At 53.3% G+C, this 14,975-nt stretch carries 14 protein-coding genes; 4 read left to right on the forward strand and 10 right to left on the reverse strand.

Translation table 11 applies throughout. The features are described from left to right. Nucleotides 1-45: 45 nt before the first annotated feature. The 5 genes from EG028_RS05920 to leuC all read right to left on the reverse strand — a co-directional run bounded on the left by EG028_RS05920 (nt 46) and on the right by leuC (nt 7,292). Entirely contained in the window at nt 46-2,331 is a 2,286-nt protein-coding gene (locus EG028_RS05920; protein WP_120514658.1) for an outer membrane beta-barrel protein, read from the reverse strand. A gap of 150 nt (nt 2,332-2,481) precedes the next feature. Next, nucleotides 2,482-3,555, reverse strand: coding sequence for a 3-isopropylmalate dehydrogenase (leuB, locus tag EG028_RS05925; protein WP_120514659.1), 1,074 nt, complete (start codon nt 3,553-3,555; stop codon nt 2,482-2,484). 45 nt (nt 3,556-3,600) lie between these two features. Next, a complete protein-coding gene (locus EG028_RS05930; RefSeq protein ID WP_120514660.1) occupies nt 3,601-5,124 on the reverse strand; it encodes an alpha-isopropylmalate synthase regulatory domain-containing protein in 1,524 nt (507 codons plus the stop codon). A gap of 65 nt (nt 5,125-5,189) precedes the next feature. Further along, nucleotides 5,190-5,786, reverse strand: a complete 597-nt coding sequence (gene leuD, locus EG028_RS05935; RefSeq protein WP_120514661.1) for a 3-isopropylmalate dehydratase small subunit — start codon at nt 5,784-5,786, stop codon at nt 5,190-5,192. A gap of 99 nt (nt 5,787-5,885) precedes the next feature. Further along, a complete protein-coding gene (gene leuC / locus EG028_RS05940) occupies nt 5,886-7,292 on the reverse strand; it encodes a 3-isopropylmalate dehydratase large subunit (RefSeq protein WP_120514662.1) in 1,407 nt (468 codons plus the stop codon). 198 nt (nt 7,293-7,490) lie between these two features. Between leuC and EG028_RS05945 the strand changes: the two genes are divergently transcribed. After that, nucleotides 7,491-8,516: a pepsin/retropepsin-like aspartic protease family protein gene (locus EG028_RS05945; protein ID WP_162946227.1), complete on the forward strand. Its 1,026-nt coding sequence runs from the start codon at nt 7,491-7,493 to the stop codon at nt 8,514-8,516. Between the two features lie 3 nt (nt 8,517-8,519). Here the strand turns inward: EG028_RS05945 and EG028_RS05950 are convergent, their stop codons facing one another. Both EG028_RS05950 and EG028_RS05955 read right to left on the reverse strand, forming a co-directional pair. Beyond that, nucleotides 8,520-8,864 carry a DUF1801 domain-containing protein gene (locus tag EG028_RS05950; protein WP_120514664.1) on the reverse strand — a complete coding sequence of 115 codons (345 nt, stop codon included), beginning with the start codon at nt 8,862-8,864 and terminating at the stop codon, nt 8,520-8,522. A gap of 93 nt (nt 8,865-8,957) precedes the next feature. After that, the gene (locus EG028_RS05955; RefSeq protein WP_120514665.1) at nt 8,958-9,881 is read right to left on the reverse strand and encodes an NAD-dependent epimerase/dehydratase family protein; all 924 of its coding nucleotides are present in this window, start codon (nt 9,879-9,881) and stop codon (nt 8,958-8,960) included. Between the two features lie 114 nt (nt 9,882-9,995). Between EG028_RS05955 and EG028_RS05960 the strand changes: the two genes are divergently transcribed. Then, nucleotides 9,996-11,696: a GMC oxidoreductase gene (locus tag EG028_RS05960; RefSeq protein ID WP_120514666.1), complete on the forward strand. Its 1,701-nt coding sequence runs from the start codon at nt 9,996-9,998 to the stop codon at nt 11,694-11,696. Nucleotides 11,697-11,708: 12 nt separating this feature from the next. On the opposite strand, the gene EG028_RS05965 is transcribed toward EG028_RS05960, so the two are convergent. Next, a complete protein-coding gene (locus EG028_RS05965) occupies nt 11,709-12,527 on the reverse strand; it encodes an SDR family oxidoreductase (RefSeq protein WP_120514667.1) in 819 nt (272 codons plus the stop codon). Nucleotides 12,528-12,672: 145 nt separating this feature from the next. Between EG028_RS05965 and EG028_RS05970 the strand changes: the two genes are divergently transcribed. Further along, nucleotides 12,673-13,113 (forward strand): SRPBCC family protein, encoded by a 441-nt coding sequence (locus tag EG028_RS05970; RefSeq protein WP_120514668.1) that lies wholly within the window; start codon nt 12,673-12,675, stop codon nt 13,111-13,113. 5 nt (nt 13,114-13,118) lie between these two features. Further along, the gene (locus EG028_RS05975) at nt 13,119-13,346 is read left to right on the forward strand and encodes a helix-hairpin-helix domain-containing protein (RefSeq protein ID WP_120514669.1); all 228 of its coding nucleotides are present in this window, start codon (nt 13,119-13,121) and stop codon (nt 13,344-13,346) included. Between the two features lie 57 nt (nt 13,347-13,403). On the opposite strand, the gene EG028_RS05980 is transcribed toward EG028_RS05975, so the two are convergent. Continuing rightward, nucleotides 13,404-14,321 carry a bestrophin family protein gene (locus tag EG028_RS05980; protein WP_120514670.1) on the reverse strand — a complete coding sequence of 306 codons (918 nt, stop codon included), beginning with the start codon at nt 14,319-14,321 and terminating at the stop codon, nt 13,404-13,406. A gap of 18 nt (nt 14,322-14,339) precedes the next feature. Next, nucleotides 14,340-14,822: a hypothetical protein gene (locus tag EG028_RS05985; protein ID WP_120514671.1), complete on the reverse strand. Its 483-nt coding sequence runs from the start codon at nt 14,820-14,822 to the stop codon at nt 14,340-14,342. Nucleotides 14,823-14,975 lie beyond the last annotated feature (153 nt).

Here is a 14,975-nt window from a genome sequence, read left to right on the forward strand (position 1 = left end):
CCGGGTAAAAAAGCAAAATACTACCATATTCTTACATCCCAACAATCACCCCCCGCTTCTCACCCTTCCCCTGAGATCTTCGCTGCCGGAAGACCGTTCCCGTGATTCGAAGTGTTTACCAAAGCGGTAGGTAACGGAAAGGTTCAGCACCCGGCTGTCCGGCCTGATCAGCATCTTCATATCCACCCCGTTGCTGTTGATCCTCTGGTTGTAATTCTTCGTACGGAAAATGTCGCTGAAAGCCAGTTTGACGGTTGCTTTTTTGTTCAGCAGCAGTTTTTGTATACCCAGTGAAATAGTGTGGTAGGGCCTGGAAACCGCCGAACCATAGTTGGAAGCGGACTCATAATAACCGTTCAGCTCAGCGGAAAAGTCCGCAGGCAGCTTGATCGTGTTTTGCAGGTAGATGGTCCAGGCGGTGATGCTGTTATCCAACCCTTCGTCTTTATACGCGTTGTGAAAAACATTAACGAAGCCGTTAAAAGCCCACCAGGGCAAAGGTTCCAGGGTAGCGGACAAACTGATGCCATAACTGGTGAAACGGCGCAGGTTCACCGGGCGTTCGTAGGTGGTATTGATAGAATCAACCTGACCGGTCATCCAGTTCATCACATCCGATGTGCTGCTGTAGTTCAGAGTGGTCACCAGCATAGACTTGTAATCATGGCTCAGCTCCACCGTATGCGTCAGCTCCGGTTGCAGGAAAGGATTGCCTTCAAAATAAAGATACGGATCGCGGAACACACGGAAAGGGTTCAGCTCTTCATACCCCGGGCGGCTCACGCGTCGGCTGTAGGCAAGTTGCAGCTTGTTGTTGTCATCCAGCGGTTTCTCCAGCGACAGGCTGGGGAACAACTGGAAATAATTCCTTTTCACCAGCGAATCGATAGTGATCTGCCGGCCTTCCGTGAAGGTGTGCTCCCCACGCAGGCCCGCCTGTAAAGTGAAGCCGGTGAACTCTTTCCTGAAATTGAGATAAGCCGCGCTGATCACTTCTTTATAACGGAAGTGGTTGGTGGCGGAAAGGTCTTTTACCCAGTGGCCATTGGCCTGCAGCGTATCATAAGCCAGGTTGTTATCCGAGTTCACAAAGCTGCCTTTCAGCCCTGCTTCCAGCTTCGCTTTTTCACCCAACGGGCGCGCATAATCCGTCTTAAATACATACACATCCGTATTGGAAGGGATACGGCCTTTCCTTTGCGAAGTAAGCCCGTTGTGCCCCAGGAAAAGCGTGTGCAGGAACTGGTTGGAGCGGAAAGTATTGCCCGAATAATCCAGGTCCGCGCTCAGTTCATGGCCTTTTGTGTCAAACCGGTGGAGGAAATTCAGGTTGTAATTATAATTGCCCCAGCGTTCGTGGTTTTCGCTTTCGGAAACGGTATGGGTCAGAATGCCACCATGGTAGCGGCTGAGCAGGTTATCTGTCCGGCTGATGTTTGAATAGGTGCCCGCGCTCCCGTTCATAAGCAAACCAATGGTATTTTTCTCATTCAGCGTATAGTCGATGCCTGCTTTGAAGGTATGCGTGCTCAGCGGCTCATCCGTGGCGGTTTGCTGCACGGACACACGATCCGGGATATTGTTCTCATAAAACTTTCTTTCAAAATCCAGGTATTCAATTTCGCCACGGTTCCAGTAATCGTAGCTGCCGTATACGTTTATTTTGCCGGCCCGGTAGTTCAGGCTGGCGCCCCCTCCTGCCCTGCTTTTGCGGGTAACGCCGTAGTTCCCGTTCACGGAGCCGTTCAGTCCCGCTTTGTTCTGTTTTTTCATCACGATATTGATGATGCCGGAATTACCGGCTGCATCGTATTTCGCAGACGGCGCGGTCATGATCTCGATGCGCGCGATATTGCCGGAAGGCGTGCCTTTCAGCAGCTGTGAAAGTTCTCTTTCGGAGAGATAGGTAAGTTTGCCATTGAGCATAACGGTCACGCCGGGTTTGCCTTTCAGGGAGATATTGCCGTCTTTGTCCACGTTCACACCGGGTGATCTTTCCAGTATCTCCAGCGCATTGCTTCCTTCCGCCATCACGCTGTTCTCCACGTTCACAATGGTGCGGCCGGCCTTTACCTGTACCAGCGGTTTCCGGGAAGTGATCACCACGCCGCCCAGGTCGCTGCTGCCTTTCATGATGATCGCGGTGTCCCCGGCATCGGCGGCCTCTTTGGGAACGATGGTATCTTTAACCCTTTGTACGGGGAATGTGGTATCGGGCTGCCCCGGCCTTACCGCTTTTGGAAGCGTATCCGTGGGCATTTGCGCTGCTGTGGCGAGGGATATAAGCATAAGGGCGCATACTGCGCCGGTAGTCAGGTTGCATGGTTTCATTCCGTTCTGATGTGCCTTGGTTATAAACCACAAAGATGGAACATTACGGAAAGCCGGGTTTGCCGGATCGGGAAAATGATTATGCGAAACGGGAAAATAAAAAAGTACAGACCACGCGGCCTGTACTTTCCTCCGTATCGGATGTTATGCTTATAAAAACTTCAGTACTTCTTCACCGATCCTGTCTGTGCCGAGGATCTTATCCGCCGGGGTGCTGCTATCCGCAATATCCCTCGTACGCCAGCCTTCTTTCAGCACTTTGTCCACCGCGCCTATCACCGCTTCGGATTCCGCTTTCATGCCGAAAGAGATATCCAGCAGCAGGGCCGCGGAAAGGATGGATGCCAGCGGGTTGGCCACGCCTTTGCCGGTGATGTCGTGCGCGGAGCCGTGAATAGGCTCGTATACGCCGGTGCCGTCACCGATGGATGCGGAGGCCAGCATGCCCATGGAACCGGCGATCTGGGAGGCTTCGTCCGTGAGGATGTCACCAAAGAGGTTCGCGGTCACCACCACGTCAAAACGGCGCGGGTCTTTGATCAGCAGCATGGCGGTAGCGTCTACGAACTGGTGTTCCACTTCCACGTCAGGATATTCCGGGGCGATCTTCTGGATCACTTCCCTCCAGAGACGGGAGGTTTCGATCACGTTCGCTTTGTCCACGGAGCAGAGTTTTTTGCGGCGGGTACGCGCTGCGTCAAACGCTTTGCGGGCAATGCGCTCTACTTCGTAGCGACTGTATTCCGCAATGTCGTAAGCGGTATCACCATTGTTTTTGCGGCCTTTTTCACCAAAATAAATATCGCCGGTGAGCTCGCGGAAAAACAGGATGTCCGCGCCTTTCAGTATCTCAGGTTTGATGCTGGAAGCGCCCAGCAGCTCGTCGAATAATTTGATGGGGCGAAGGTTCGCATACAGGCCCAGTTCTTTGCGCATCTTCAGCAGGCCCTGTTCGGGGCGCACTTTCGCGGAAGGGTCATTGTCGTATTTCGGGTGGCCCACGGCGCCGAATAATACGGCGTCGCTGTTACGCATTTTTTCCAGCGACTCGTCCGGCAACGGGTTGCCGGTGGCTTCGATGGCTACATGGCCGATCAGCGCTTCATCGTAGGTGAATGTGTGGCCGAACTTCGCGGCGATCCTGTCCAGCACTTTTTTGCCGACTGCCGTTACTTCCTGCCCGATTCCGTCTCCCGGAACAATAAGGATGTGTTTTGTTGCCATGATATTGTTAGATGAATAAATTCCTGGATTAAATTGATCGCGCGGTCAGATCAGGTTCAGCATTTTTTGCGTGGCCTTGATCGCGGAAACGGTCTGATCGCTGTCCAGCCCGCGGGTTTTGAACTCGCGGTTGTTGTAGCGCCAGGTGATGATGGTTTCGCAAAGGGCGTCGCTTTTGCCGCCGGGCGGGATGCGCACGGCATAGTCCGTGAGCATGGGCAGCTCCTGTTTGCGGGCTTTGTACACTTTTTTGAGCGCGTTCATAAAAGCGTCGTACTGGCCGTCGCCCTGGGAATGTTCTTCGTACAGCTCGCCTTTTATGGAAATGCGCAACGTTACGGAGGGTTTAAAGGCTTTGGAATGGGTCAGCACGTAATTCTCTATTTTCACTTTTTCCTCGATAGTGTTGCTGTCGAGAATATCGGAGATGATGTAGGGAAGGTCCGCCTGTGTCACCACTTCTTTTTTGTCGCCCAGCTCAATGATGCGCTGGGTCACTTTTTTGAGATCTGGTTCGGAGAGCTGGATACCCAGCTGCGCGAGGTTGTTCTCGATATTGGCCTTGCCGCTGGTTTTACCGAGCGCGTATTTGCGCTGGCGGCCGAACCGTTCGGGCATCAGGTCGCTGAAATAGAGTTTGTTCTTTTTATCCCCGTCCGCATGGATGCCGGCGGTCTGTGTGAACACGTTTTCCCCCACCACCGGCTTGTTCGCCGGTATACGGAAGCCGGAGAAGGTTTCCACGAGTTTGCTTACACTGTAGAGCGAACTTTCCGCCACACCGGTTTTAACGGTTGGCAGAAAGTCGTTCATCACCGCAATGGCGCTCGCCAGCGGGGCATTGCCCGCTCGTTCGCCCATGCCGTTGATAGTCAGGTGAATGCCGTGTGCCCCGGCTTTTAAGCCTTCCAGCACATTGGCGGTGCCCAGGTCGTAATCGTTATGGGCGTGAAAATCGAAATGCAGCTGCGGGTAGCGCTGTACTGTTTCGGAAATGTATGCATATACTTCAGAGGGAATCAGCACGCCTAAGGTATCCGGCAGCATCACGCGTTTCACGGGCTGCGTTTGCAGGAAGTCCAGGTATTGCCATACGTACTCGCGGGAATGCCGCATGCCGTTGCTCCAGTCTTCCAGGTACACGTTGCACTCCAGCCCCTTTTTCCGGGCGAGCTTTATCACCGCGGCGATTTCCGCGAAGTGCTGCTCGGGTTTCTTTTTGAGCTGGTGCGTGAGATGGTTGAGGGACCCTTTGGTAAGCAGGTTCATCACTTTGGCGCCGGCTTTCAGCATCCAGTCTACGGATACGTCGCCGTCCACGAAGGTGAGCACCTCCACTTTGTTCAGGAACCCTGATGCTTTCGCCCATTTGGTAATGGCTTTTACGGCGGCAAATTCTCCTTCGGATACGCGGGCCGAAGCGATCTCGATCCGGTCCACCTTCACTTCCGTTAAAAGCAGCTGCGCGATAGTCAGCTTTTCAGAGGGGGAAAAAGACACCCCGCTGGTCTGCTCTCCATCACGGAGCGTGGTATCCATTACCTCTATATATCGTGGGGAAACTGGCATAACTGTTTTTCGCGTTTTTTATGCACATGCCCGACGCTGTTCAGGCAAGGCAAGTGCACTGCGCATTAATACAAACTTTTCTCAGCAAAGGCTGCTATCTCACCTTTCATGGCCTGCAGATAATCGATATCGTCAAAGCCGTTCGTCAGGTTGTGTTTTTTGTAGCTGTTGATGTCGAAAGACTCGCTTTCGCCGGTAGCCACAATGGTAATGGATTGTTTCTCCAGGTCCACGGTCAGCTCAGCTTTCGGGTCCGCTTCGATGGCAGTGAAGATCTTGTCCAGGAACGCGGGGCTCACGGTTACCGGCAGGATGCCGATGTTCAGCGAGTTGTTCTTGAAGATGTCCGCAAAAAAGCTGCTCACCACGCAACGGAAACCGTAGTCATAGATAGCCCATGCCGCGTGTTCGCGGCTGCTGCCGCTGCCGAAATTCTTACCGCCTACCAGTATTTTACCGGAGTAGATGGGATTGTTCAGCACAAAATCCTGTTTGGGAGTATTGTCTCCATTGTAGCGCCAGTCGCGGAAAAGATTGTCGCCAAAACCTTTACGTTCCGTTGCTTTCAGAAAGCGTGCGGGAATGATCTGGTCTGTGTCCACATTTTCAATTGGCATAGGCACCGCAGTGCTCGTTAATACCGTGAATTTATCGTAAGCCATTGTATTGCTGTTCGCGTCTTTTTAATTGTTCAGAATTTAACCGTCTGTGAAGATGCAATTCCCCGCTGCAAACCGCCGGGAATTCCGCATGCCTTCCTACTACGCCATCAAAGTACGGGGGTCCGTCACTACGCCGGTCACCGCCGCCGCTGCCGCTACCAGCGGGCTGGCCAGCATGGTGCGTGAGCCGGGGCCCTGCCTTCCTTCGAAGTTGCGGTTGCTGGTGCTCACGGCATATTTGCCCGCGGGCACTTTGTCGTCGTTCATGGCCAGGCAGGCTGAACAGCCCGGCTGGCGCAGCTGGAAGCCGGCTTCGGTCAGGATGTCGAGGATGCCTTCTTCTTTGATCTGCTGCTCTACGATATGTGAACCGGGCACGATCCAGGCGGTTACGTGTTCTGCTTTTTTGCGGCCTTTCACGATGGCTGCAAACGCACGGAAGTCTTCAATACGGCCGTTTGTACAGCTGCCGATGAATACGTAGTCCACTTTTTTGCCCAGCATGCTGTCTTCTTCCGCGAACCCCATGTACTGCAGGGATTTTTCGTAGCTGGCTTTGCTGCCGCCGCCTTCTTCGGATGAAGGGATGTGCTGGGTGATACCCATGCCCATACCCGGATTGGTTCCGTAAGTGATCATCGGCTCGATCTCAGCCGCATCGTAGGTATATTCTTTGTCGAAGGTGGCGCCTTCGTCTGTTTTCAGTGTTTTCCAGTACGCCAGCGCTTTGTCCCATGCAGCGCCCTGCGGAGCTTTTTCACGGCCGTTGATATAAGCGAAGGTGGTTTCGTCCGGGGCAATGATGCCGCCGCGTGCGCCCATCTCGATGCTCATGTTACAAACCGTCATACGGCCTTCCATGCTCATGTTCTCAAACACCTCTCCGGCGTACTCCACAAAATAACCGGTAGCGCCCGCGGCTGTAAGGCGGGAGATGATGTACAGGGTCACGTCTTTGGGCGTAACGCCTTTACCCAGCTTACCTTTTACGTTGATGCGCATTTTCTTCGGCTTGGGCTGCATGATACATTGGGAGGACAGTACCATTTCCACTTCGGAGGTGCCGATACCAAAAGCGATAGCGCCAAACGCGCCATGGGTGGAGGTATGTGAGTCTCCGCATACGATGGTCATACCCGGGAGGGTGATGCCGTTTTCCGGGCCTACCACGTGCACAATGCCGTTCTTCGGGTTACCAAGGCCCCAGTGGGAAATGCCGTACTTGGCGCTATTGGTTTCCAGGGCTTTCAGCTGGTTGGCGGAAAGCGGGTCCTGTACGGGCAAATGCTGGTTGATGGTGGGTGTATTGTGATCCGCCGTGGCGAATGTCTTCTCAGGGAACATCACTTTCACGCCGCGGCCTTCCAATCCCAGGAACGCGACCGGGCTGGTCACTTCATGAATAAAATGCCGGTCGATAAAGAATACATCCGGTCCGTCTTCAATTTTTCTGACTACGTGCGAATCCCATACTTTGTCAAATAAGGTAGCGGGTACTTGGCTCATTTTGTATATTTTAAAACGTAACCCCTAAATTCTTAAATTTTATCCAGATTTTCTGCATTTTAGGTGTACTTCTTCTAAAGAAGGGTAAAAAAACATGTATGGGTCTTTTTATACATGTTTTCTATGTACTTGATTATCAACATACATTAAAATTATTCGCCGCTAGTCATTACCTTCGGCCTTTCCAAAATGCCCTGCATGAAACCTGTGCCTTTTCTTTTATCCTTCTTCCTGCTTTTTTCCCCGGCCGCCTTTTCGCAACCGGTACTTACCCAGAAGGATTTTGTCCTCTCCAAAGAAGGCTATCCCCTGTTCACCAAAAAACAATACATCGACGTCTGCAAAAAAGACCTGGGCGCCGACAAAAACAGCCCCGAGGCCAATGCCATCTGCGAATGTATGGTTACGCGGCTGGACAGGCGTTACACCCTGAAGCAGATCAAAGCCTATGAAAAACACCATGAAACGGACGCGGTCATTGTGCTGATGAAACAGGATACCCTGCTGGCAAGGGAATTCCAGCAGTGTTACGAAGCCGGCAGCCAGGCGAACATCTTCTTTCCCCCTGCCTATGCCAGGGCGTTCCGGGACAAAATGGCGGAGCGTTACCTCTTCGAGGAAAAGGATTCCAGCCAGCGGGAACGTATTGAAAAGTATTGCGACTGCGCCATCCGCATCATGCAGAAAAAGAAAATGACGTTGAAAATGCTGGACGAACTGGTGGATGAAAACGCGCTGCTCAGCAATGAGATCAGGTACAACTGCGGAGATATTCTCAAGACCACGGCCAATAACACCGTATGGAACGCCGGTATGCGAAACGATATTTCGGGCCCTGAAACAGATACCGTGTATGTGCTGCAATTGCAGAACAGCACCAAGGTAAAAGTAAAGATAGGCCCGCTCATCAGCGCCTGGACGCTGGACAGCGGGGCGGACGACCTCCTCGTGTCCGACTCCCTGGTGAATAAACTGATGGAAATGAAACTGCTCAGCCCGCAGGACTTTATAGGCGAAGGATATTACCGTGTGGCGAACGATCAGCCCATGCAGGTAAAAATATACCGGTTGCCGCAGCTCCAGGTGGGGAAATTTACTTTGCGCAATGTGATACTTACCGCCAACAAAGACGTAAGGGGTTACCTGCTGGGCAAGGGTTTCCTGAACAAATTCAGCCGCTGGACGCTGGACAACCGGAAAGAAGTGCTGATACTGGAGAAATAAATATTACAGCGCCGCCGATGTCTTTTTCAGCCAGTCGCCCAGCTGTTTGTAATCCACCTTCTGCCCTTCGGTGATGGTGGCCGTTTTCCTGTCGGGGGCGCTCATAGACTTTAAAAATCCTTTTACTTCCGGCAGCTCCGTGGCGTTAAAAAGCATAAAAGACACCTTGTCTTTCGCTACGTGGATCACCGCCGCATAATGCCCGTTCTTCAGGTAATGCGGTTTGCCATATTGTAATCTCTCTTCCGCGCCGGGAATGGTTTTTAAGATCATCTTCCGCAAGGTTTCGCTCACCTCTACCTGCCAGGGCTGGAGTTTTTCAATATAGGCTGTTACTTCCTGGTTCATAGTGTTGTGTTTTTTGTTGAAACAAATCTACGCAGGGTTATTTTACCGCTTGCGGTGCGGCTACGACATTATAGGGGCGGATTGCGACAGGTACTATCCGTTCCGCACCGTATCAATCACGCCCGCTTCGTACTCCGCCGGCCTGAAATTAAAACGCCGGTTGAATTTGCCGCTGTCGAAGATATAGTCACGGTCGTACTGGTAAAACATCTCGGCCAGTTCTTTCATGATCGGAACGAACAAACCCACCGCGCTGGCCATCCACTGCGGCATCACGGAGAGTTTTGCATCCATCTTCATGTGTTTGCCGAACAGCGCCACGAATTCCCTGCCGGTAAGCCCGTTCGGATTTGTGGGCAGGTGCCATACCTGGTTGTAGGCGTCCGCGGTATTGCCCAGTATGGCCGTGCCTTTTGCGGCGTCCGGCACATAGGTGTAGGTATGTTTTTTATCCGCGCTGGCGAACCAGTTTGCGCGTTTGCCTTTTTGAAGGTTTTTAAATACCAGCTCGTTCAGTACGGAGGTATTGCCTTTCACGGGGCCGTAGAAGTCCGCCGCGCGGGCTATCAGGGCGGTGAGGCCGCCTTGTTTGATTTCGTCCAGCAGCAACTGCGCTATTTCCGCGCGTACCCTTCCTTTTTTGCTGGAAGGGTTGATGGGCGATTCCTCCGTCATGTGAGGAATGGCGTTGCGGTCGTACATATATACGTTGTCGAAAAAGACAAGCCTGGCCTTGTATTGTTTACAGGCGTCGATGGTGTTGCGCATCAGCGCCGGCCATTCTTTGCTCCATATTTTGATGTTGTAGGGAAAACCGATGACGAGATAGACTACTTCGGAGCCTTCCACCGCCCTGAATACTTCGTTGCGATCCGTCAGGTCCGCGGGATGAAGGATGTCCCCTTCGTTTACTTTTTGCGGTTTGCGGCTCACCAGCCTGATCTGGTCCGTATAAGCCCTGAGTTCTTTTGCCAGGGGCCCGCCGATGGCGCCGCCTGCTCCGAGGATGGTTTGCATAGGTTTCCTGTTTAGGACCGCAAGTTAGGGGAAATTGCTTTTCCCGGCCATCCCAAACCGCTTATATGCTCGTTAATTTTTCCTATTTTTCTGCCGGACCTAACTCGCCTACGTATGATCAACCTGAACCTGAAGGCAAAAGATGCTAATACTTACGATGCTATTGTGATCGGCTCCGGCATCAGCGGCGGATGGGCAGCCAAAGAGCTTTGCGAAAAAGGCCTGAAAGTGATCATGCTTGAGCGCGGCCGGCAGCTGGAACATGTAAAGGATTACACCACCGCCAACAAAGATCCCTGGGATGTAACCCACCGGGGGCGCCTTACCAATGATCAGAAAAAAGAACATCCCTACCTGATCCGCGAACGCGTATACAATGAATTCAACGAGAGTTATTGGCTGAAGGATACGGACAGCCCGTATAAAGAAGAAAAACGTTTTGACTGGACGCGCCCGGACATCGTCGGCGGCCGCTCCATCATGTGGGGCCGGGGCTCCCTGCGGATGGGAGAAATGGATTTTGAAGCCAATGCAAAAGAAGGCATTGGTATAGACTGGCCCATCCGTTACAAAGACCTCGCGCCCTGGTACGATCATGTAGAGGCATTTGCCGGCATCAGCGGCCAGGCGGAAGGGCTGGCGCAGGTTCCGGACGGAGTGTTTCAGCCGCCGATGGAGATGAACTGTTTTGAAAAGGAAGTAAAAAAACGAATTGAAAAAGCATTCCCGGCCAGGAGGATGACCATGTTCCGCACGGCCAATCTCACACAACCTATTGGCGACAGGGGCTCCTGCCAGTACCGGGACAAATGCGCAAGAGGCTGCCCCTTCGGCGCGTATTTCAGCACACAAAGCAGCACGCTGCCGGCCGCCGTCAAAACCGGCAACCTGACGCTCCGGCCGGACTCCATCGTCAATGCTATTATCTACGACAAAGACAAGGGGCTGGCTACCGGCGTGAAGGTGATCGATAAACACAGCAAACAGGTGACGGAATACCATGCCCGCATCATTTTCCTGAATGCGTCCGCGCTGGGCAGCACGTTCCTGCTGCTGAACTCTGTTTCTGAAAGGTTCCCGAACGGCCTGGGCAACGATAACGGCATACTGGGCCACTACCTGATGGATCATCATTTTCATGCGGGCGCCAGCGGGATTTCGGAGGAGTTCCAGGACAAATATTATTACGGCAAACGCCCGGCGGGATTTTTTATTCCCCGGTTCAGGAACATCGGCGGGGACAAGCAGCCATACCTCCGCGGGTTCCAGTACACCGGTTACAGCAGCCGGACGGACTGGGCAAGGGGTATTGCGGAACTGGGCGTGGGTGCAGCTTTCAAAGACTACATCTCCGAGCCGGGGCCATGGCAGATGGGGCTGATGGGCTTCGGGGAATGCCTGCCGTATTACGAAAACCAGGTGTCCCTCGATCACAGCATACAGGATGCATGGGGCCAGCCCGTGCTGAAATTTAACTGCGAATTCAAAGAAAACGAAAAGCTGATGCGTAAACACATGGACGGAGATGCCGCCGCCATGCTGGAAGCCGCGGGGCTGAAGAACGTTACGCCTTTTAACAGGGATTCATACCCCGGCATGGCCATTCATGAAATGGGCACGGCGCGGATGGGAAAAGATCCTAAAACGTCCATCCTCAATGAATGGAACCAGGTGCATACCGCGAAGAACGTGTTTGTGACAGATGGCGCCTGCATGACTTCCTCCGCCTGCCAGAACCCCTCGCTCACGTACATGGCGCTCACAGCACGCGCGGCGGATCATGCGGTAAAGGAACTGAAGAAAATGAACATTTGAGCGGTTAAAGGCTCAGAGGAACAGGTCCGGCTGCAACCTGCCGCCGGGCACTACGGCATAACCGCTGAAATCCGTGATCCCTTCGGACCGCAGCACATCTTCATCTGTAAAATTATTCCCCGTACAGGAGGCCGATGGCCGTTTCAGGATATGAAACACGGCATCCGCCACGATATCCGGCTTACGGCTCATATTGATCAGCGTTTCGCCGCCCAGGAGATTACGCACTGCAGCCGTAGCGATGGTAGTCGCCGGCCAGAGGGAATTAGCGGCAACGCCGTCTTTCTTCAACTCTTCCGCCCATCCGAGCGTGAACATACTCATGTTGTATTTACTCACGGTATAGGCCACATGCGCGCCCAGCCACTGCGGCGCAAGGTTCACCGGCGGGGACAAGGTGAGGATATGCGGGTTGACGCCTTTTTTCAGGAAAGGAATGCAATGCTGGGTCATTAAGAAAGTACCCCGCACATTGATGTCGTACATCAGGTCGAAACGTTTGGCGGGTGTTTGTTCTGTACCGGTCAGCTGGATGGCGGAAGCATTGTTGATCAGGATATCGATGCCGCCGAAATGATCCGCCACCTGCTGTACCGCGGCTTGTATCTGTGCTTCGTCCCGGATGTCCACCTGGAGCGGGAGCGCTTTGCCGCCCGCCGCTTCCACCGCTTTGGCGGCGGAATAGATGGTGCCTCCCAACCTGGGATCCTCCGTGACGCTTTTGGCGGCAATAACGATGTTTGCCCCTTCGGCGGCCAGCTTCAGCGCAATGGCCTCCCCGATGCCCCTGCTGGCGCCGGTGATGAATATAGTACGGTTCTTGAACTGCATGTACGGTCGTTTTGGTGTCAACAGCAATTTACGATAAATAACCCCGCAACAGCCATGGCAAAATCCCCCCGTGATTTGTCGCGTATCAACCCTTTCCTTTTCAAAAAAACATGTCACATTTGTAAGACCATCAAACTATACGGTTATGCAACACATTACCTTCAACATCACCATCAATGCACCCCGCGAAAAGGTCTGGCAGGTATTATGGGGTAACGACACTTACCCTGAATGGACCCGCGCGTTCAACGAAAACGGCTCCACCGCCGAAACAGACTGGAAAAAAGGCAGCAAGGTGCGCTTCCTGGACAACAACGGCGAGGGCATGATCTCCAGCATCTCGGATAATATTCCCAACGAATACATGGAGATCACCCACGAAGGCACCATCATGAATGGCAAGGAAGACTATTCAGCCGCGGAATCGGGCGGCTGGGCCGGCGCTAAAGAAACCTACACGCTGAAAGATGCCGGCGGCAAAACGGAATTGAGCATCTACTCGGATATCACTGAGGAATACGTGGACATGTTCAACAAGATGTGGCCCAAAGCCCTGGACAGCGTTAAACAGCTCTCTGAAAACTGATCTTCATGAAACCGTTACATAAAACCGCAACAGGCGTGGCTATCCCTGAAAACATCGGGAAGCCCGCCTGGCGCGCGTTACATAACGAAGGATACCAGACCCTGCACGACATCACCCGCGTGAGCGCCGCGGGATTACTGAAACTCCATGGCGTAGGCCCCAAAGCGATCAGGCTTTTGCAGGCCGCGCTGGCGGAGCAGGGATTATCATTTGCGGAAGACGAAGTAAAATAGACGCAACGCGTATACCTCCCGCTATCCCGCTCTCAAAGACAGCACACCCCGCCTGGTTTACAATACATAATATTTTTCCTCTTCTTCCGCCATCACCGTTTCTACCTGGCCGGTTTCTTCCAGCATCTGCAGCAGGTCGCGCTCCACGCGCCGCGCAATGCTGGTCATCGGCGTGTCCGTAGGTTTGTTCTCAAACGGGTCCTGCAGGTTCACCGCCATCTTTTCGATCAGCAGGAAGGAAGCCGAAATAGCGGCTACCAGCGGCACTTCCACGATACCCAGCGAGTCGATCAGCGCAAAAGGCAGCAGCAGGATAAAAAAGATCACGGTGAAATGTGTGTAAAGGCTGTAAGTGGCCGGGAACACCGTGTTTTTGATGCGTTCGCACTTGCCCATCGCATCGCAGAGGCGCGTGAGCGTGCGGTCCAGCTCTACCTGCTGGTATGCGTTCACCCATTCATGCCGGAGGGCGTATTTCAGGTCGCGGCTGTGCATCTGCAGCAGGCCGGCGGGTATGTTGTCGAACCGTGCAAGGTAATTCAGTTCACGCCGCGAAAGCAGCTTATCCAGCCCGCGCAGCGGGTCTTTCCGCCGGAGCGACTGCCCCAGGGCGTAATTCCAGGCGATCTGTCTTTTGACGAACTGCTGCCGGAAATGCGCCAGTTCCTCCGTCTCCTCCGCCCCGTCCAGCAGGCTCATCAGCTGCCTCACCAGCGTACGCGAATCGTTCACGATAGCGCCCCAGATATTACGCGCTTCCCACCAGCGGTCATACGCCTGGTTCGACCGGAAGGCCAGCAGCAACGAAAGCACCGTGCCCAGCACCATCGGTACCGCCAGCGGGATGGAAATCTCCTTCAGCCCGTATTGATAATAGAGCACATTGATCGCCAGCGTGTAAACCGTCACCGCCAGTATTTCATACTTGATCTTCCCGAATATATATCCCATAGGGATGCCTTTCTTCAACAACATAAGCGGTACAATTAATGGTTAATAATTCGCGCCGAGCAGCTCCGAAATGGAGGCCGGGGCAGTCACTACACGTCTCGGCAGGGTGATCTTCAGCTGCGTAACCGGCAGCTTGATGTAACGCATCAGCGCGGCGGGGTTATAGCTGCTTTTGCTGGCTTTCTCGCATTCCAGCTGCTCCGGCAGTGCGATGGCGCTGATATTGTGCGCGTGTATGAAATTGCGCAGGGCCGGCACCGTGCTGCCATAGAAAAATTCCACCTGCACAGATTTCACGAGGTTCGCATAACGGTTTTTCATTACCTCGCAGGCCTCGCGGAAATCGTCCGAAATAGCCGCATGATGTTTGCTGCGGGTAAAGGCCCATCCGTCCAGCAGGTTGTCCGGCAGGCGCTGTGCGTGCATGAGCACGATATTGCAGGGGCTTTCCAGCTTTTCAGCCAGGTTGTGCAGATAACTGAGGGAATGAATGGAAAGATCGGTGGGGATCATGATGTTTTGCATATGCTTGTTTTTTTAAAAGCAAAACTACCTGCACACGGTAAAGAACCGGTAAGGGCTGGTTAAGAGAGCTGTACGAAAACAGTAAGAATCCGGACGCAAGCAGGTAAGAATCCGGTTAGAGAATCGGCCCGGCGATCTTTTTCAGGCCCGGAG

Origin of the sequence: Chitinophaga barathri (genome assembly GCF_003807585.1) — a bacterium.
In the GTDB taxonomy this organism is placed as follows: Bacteria; Bacteroidota; Bacteroidia; order Chitinophagales; family Chitinophagaceae; genus Chitinophaga; species Chitinophaga barathri.

Bases quoted from the DNA above. Each gene is read 5' to 3' on its own strand.
- EG028_RS05920 (WP_120514658.1), bottom strand. From the start codon at position 2,331: ATGAAACCATGCAACCTGACTACCGGCGCAGTATGCGCCCTTATGCTT.
- leuB (WP_120514659.1), bottom strand. From the start codon at position 3,555: ATGGCAACAAAACACATCCTTATTGTTCCGGGAGACGGAATCGGGCAG.
- EG028_RS05930 (WP_120514660.1), bottom strand. From the start codon at position 5,124: ATGCCAGTTTCCCCACGATATATAGAGGTAATGGATACCACGCTCCGT.
- leuD (WP_120514661.1), bottom strand. From the start codon at position 5,786: ATGGCTTACGATAAATTCACGGTATTAACGAGCACTGCGGTGCCTATG.
- leuC (WP_120514662.1), bottom strand. From the start codon at position 7,292: ATGAGCCAAGTACCCGCTACCTTATTTGACAAAGTATGGGATTCGCAC.
- EG028_RS05945 (WP_162946227.1), top strand. From the start codon at position 7,491: ATGAAACCTGTGCCTTTTCTTTTATCCTTCTTCCTGCTTTTTTCCCCG.
- EG028_RS05950 (WP_120514664.1), bottom strand. From the start codon at position 8,864: ATGAACCAGGAAGTAACAGCCTATATTGAAAAACTCCAGCCCTGGCAG.
- EG028_RS05955 (WP_120514665.1), bottom strand. From the start codon at position 9,881: ATGCAAACCATCCTCGGAGCAGGCGGCGCCATCGGCGGGCCCCTGGCA.
- EG028_RS05960 (WP_120514666.1), top strand. From the start codon at position 9,996: ATGATCAACCTGAACCTGAAGGCAAAAGATGCTAATACTTACGATGCT.
- EG028_RS05965 (WP_120514667.1), bottom strand. From the start codon at position 12,527: ATGCAGTTCAAGAACCGTACTATATTCATCACCGGCGCCAGCAGGGGC.
- EG028_RS05970 (WP_120514668.1), top strand. From the start codon at position 12,673: ATGCAACACATTACCTTCAACATCACCATCAATGCACCCCGCGAAAAG.
- EG028_RS05975 (WP_120514669.1), top strand. From the start codon at position 13,119: ATGAAACCGTTACATAAAACCGCAACAGGCGTGGCTATCCCTGAAAAC.
- EG028_RS05980 (WP_120514670.1), bottom strand. From the start codon at position 14,321: ATGTTGTTGAAGAAAGGCATCCCTATGGGATATATATTCGGGAAGATC.
- EG028_RS05985 (WP_120514671.1), bottom strand. From the start codon at position 14,822: ATGCAAAACATCATGATCCCCACCGATCTTTCCATTCATTCCCTCAGT.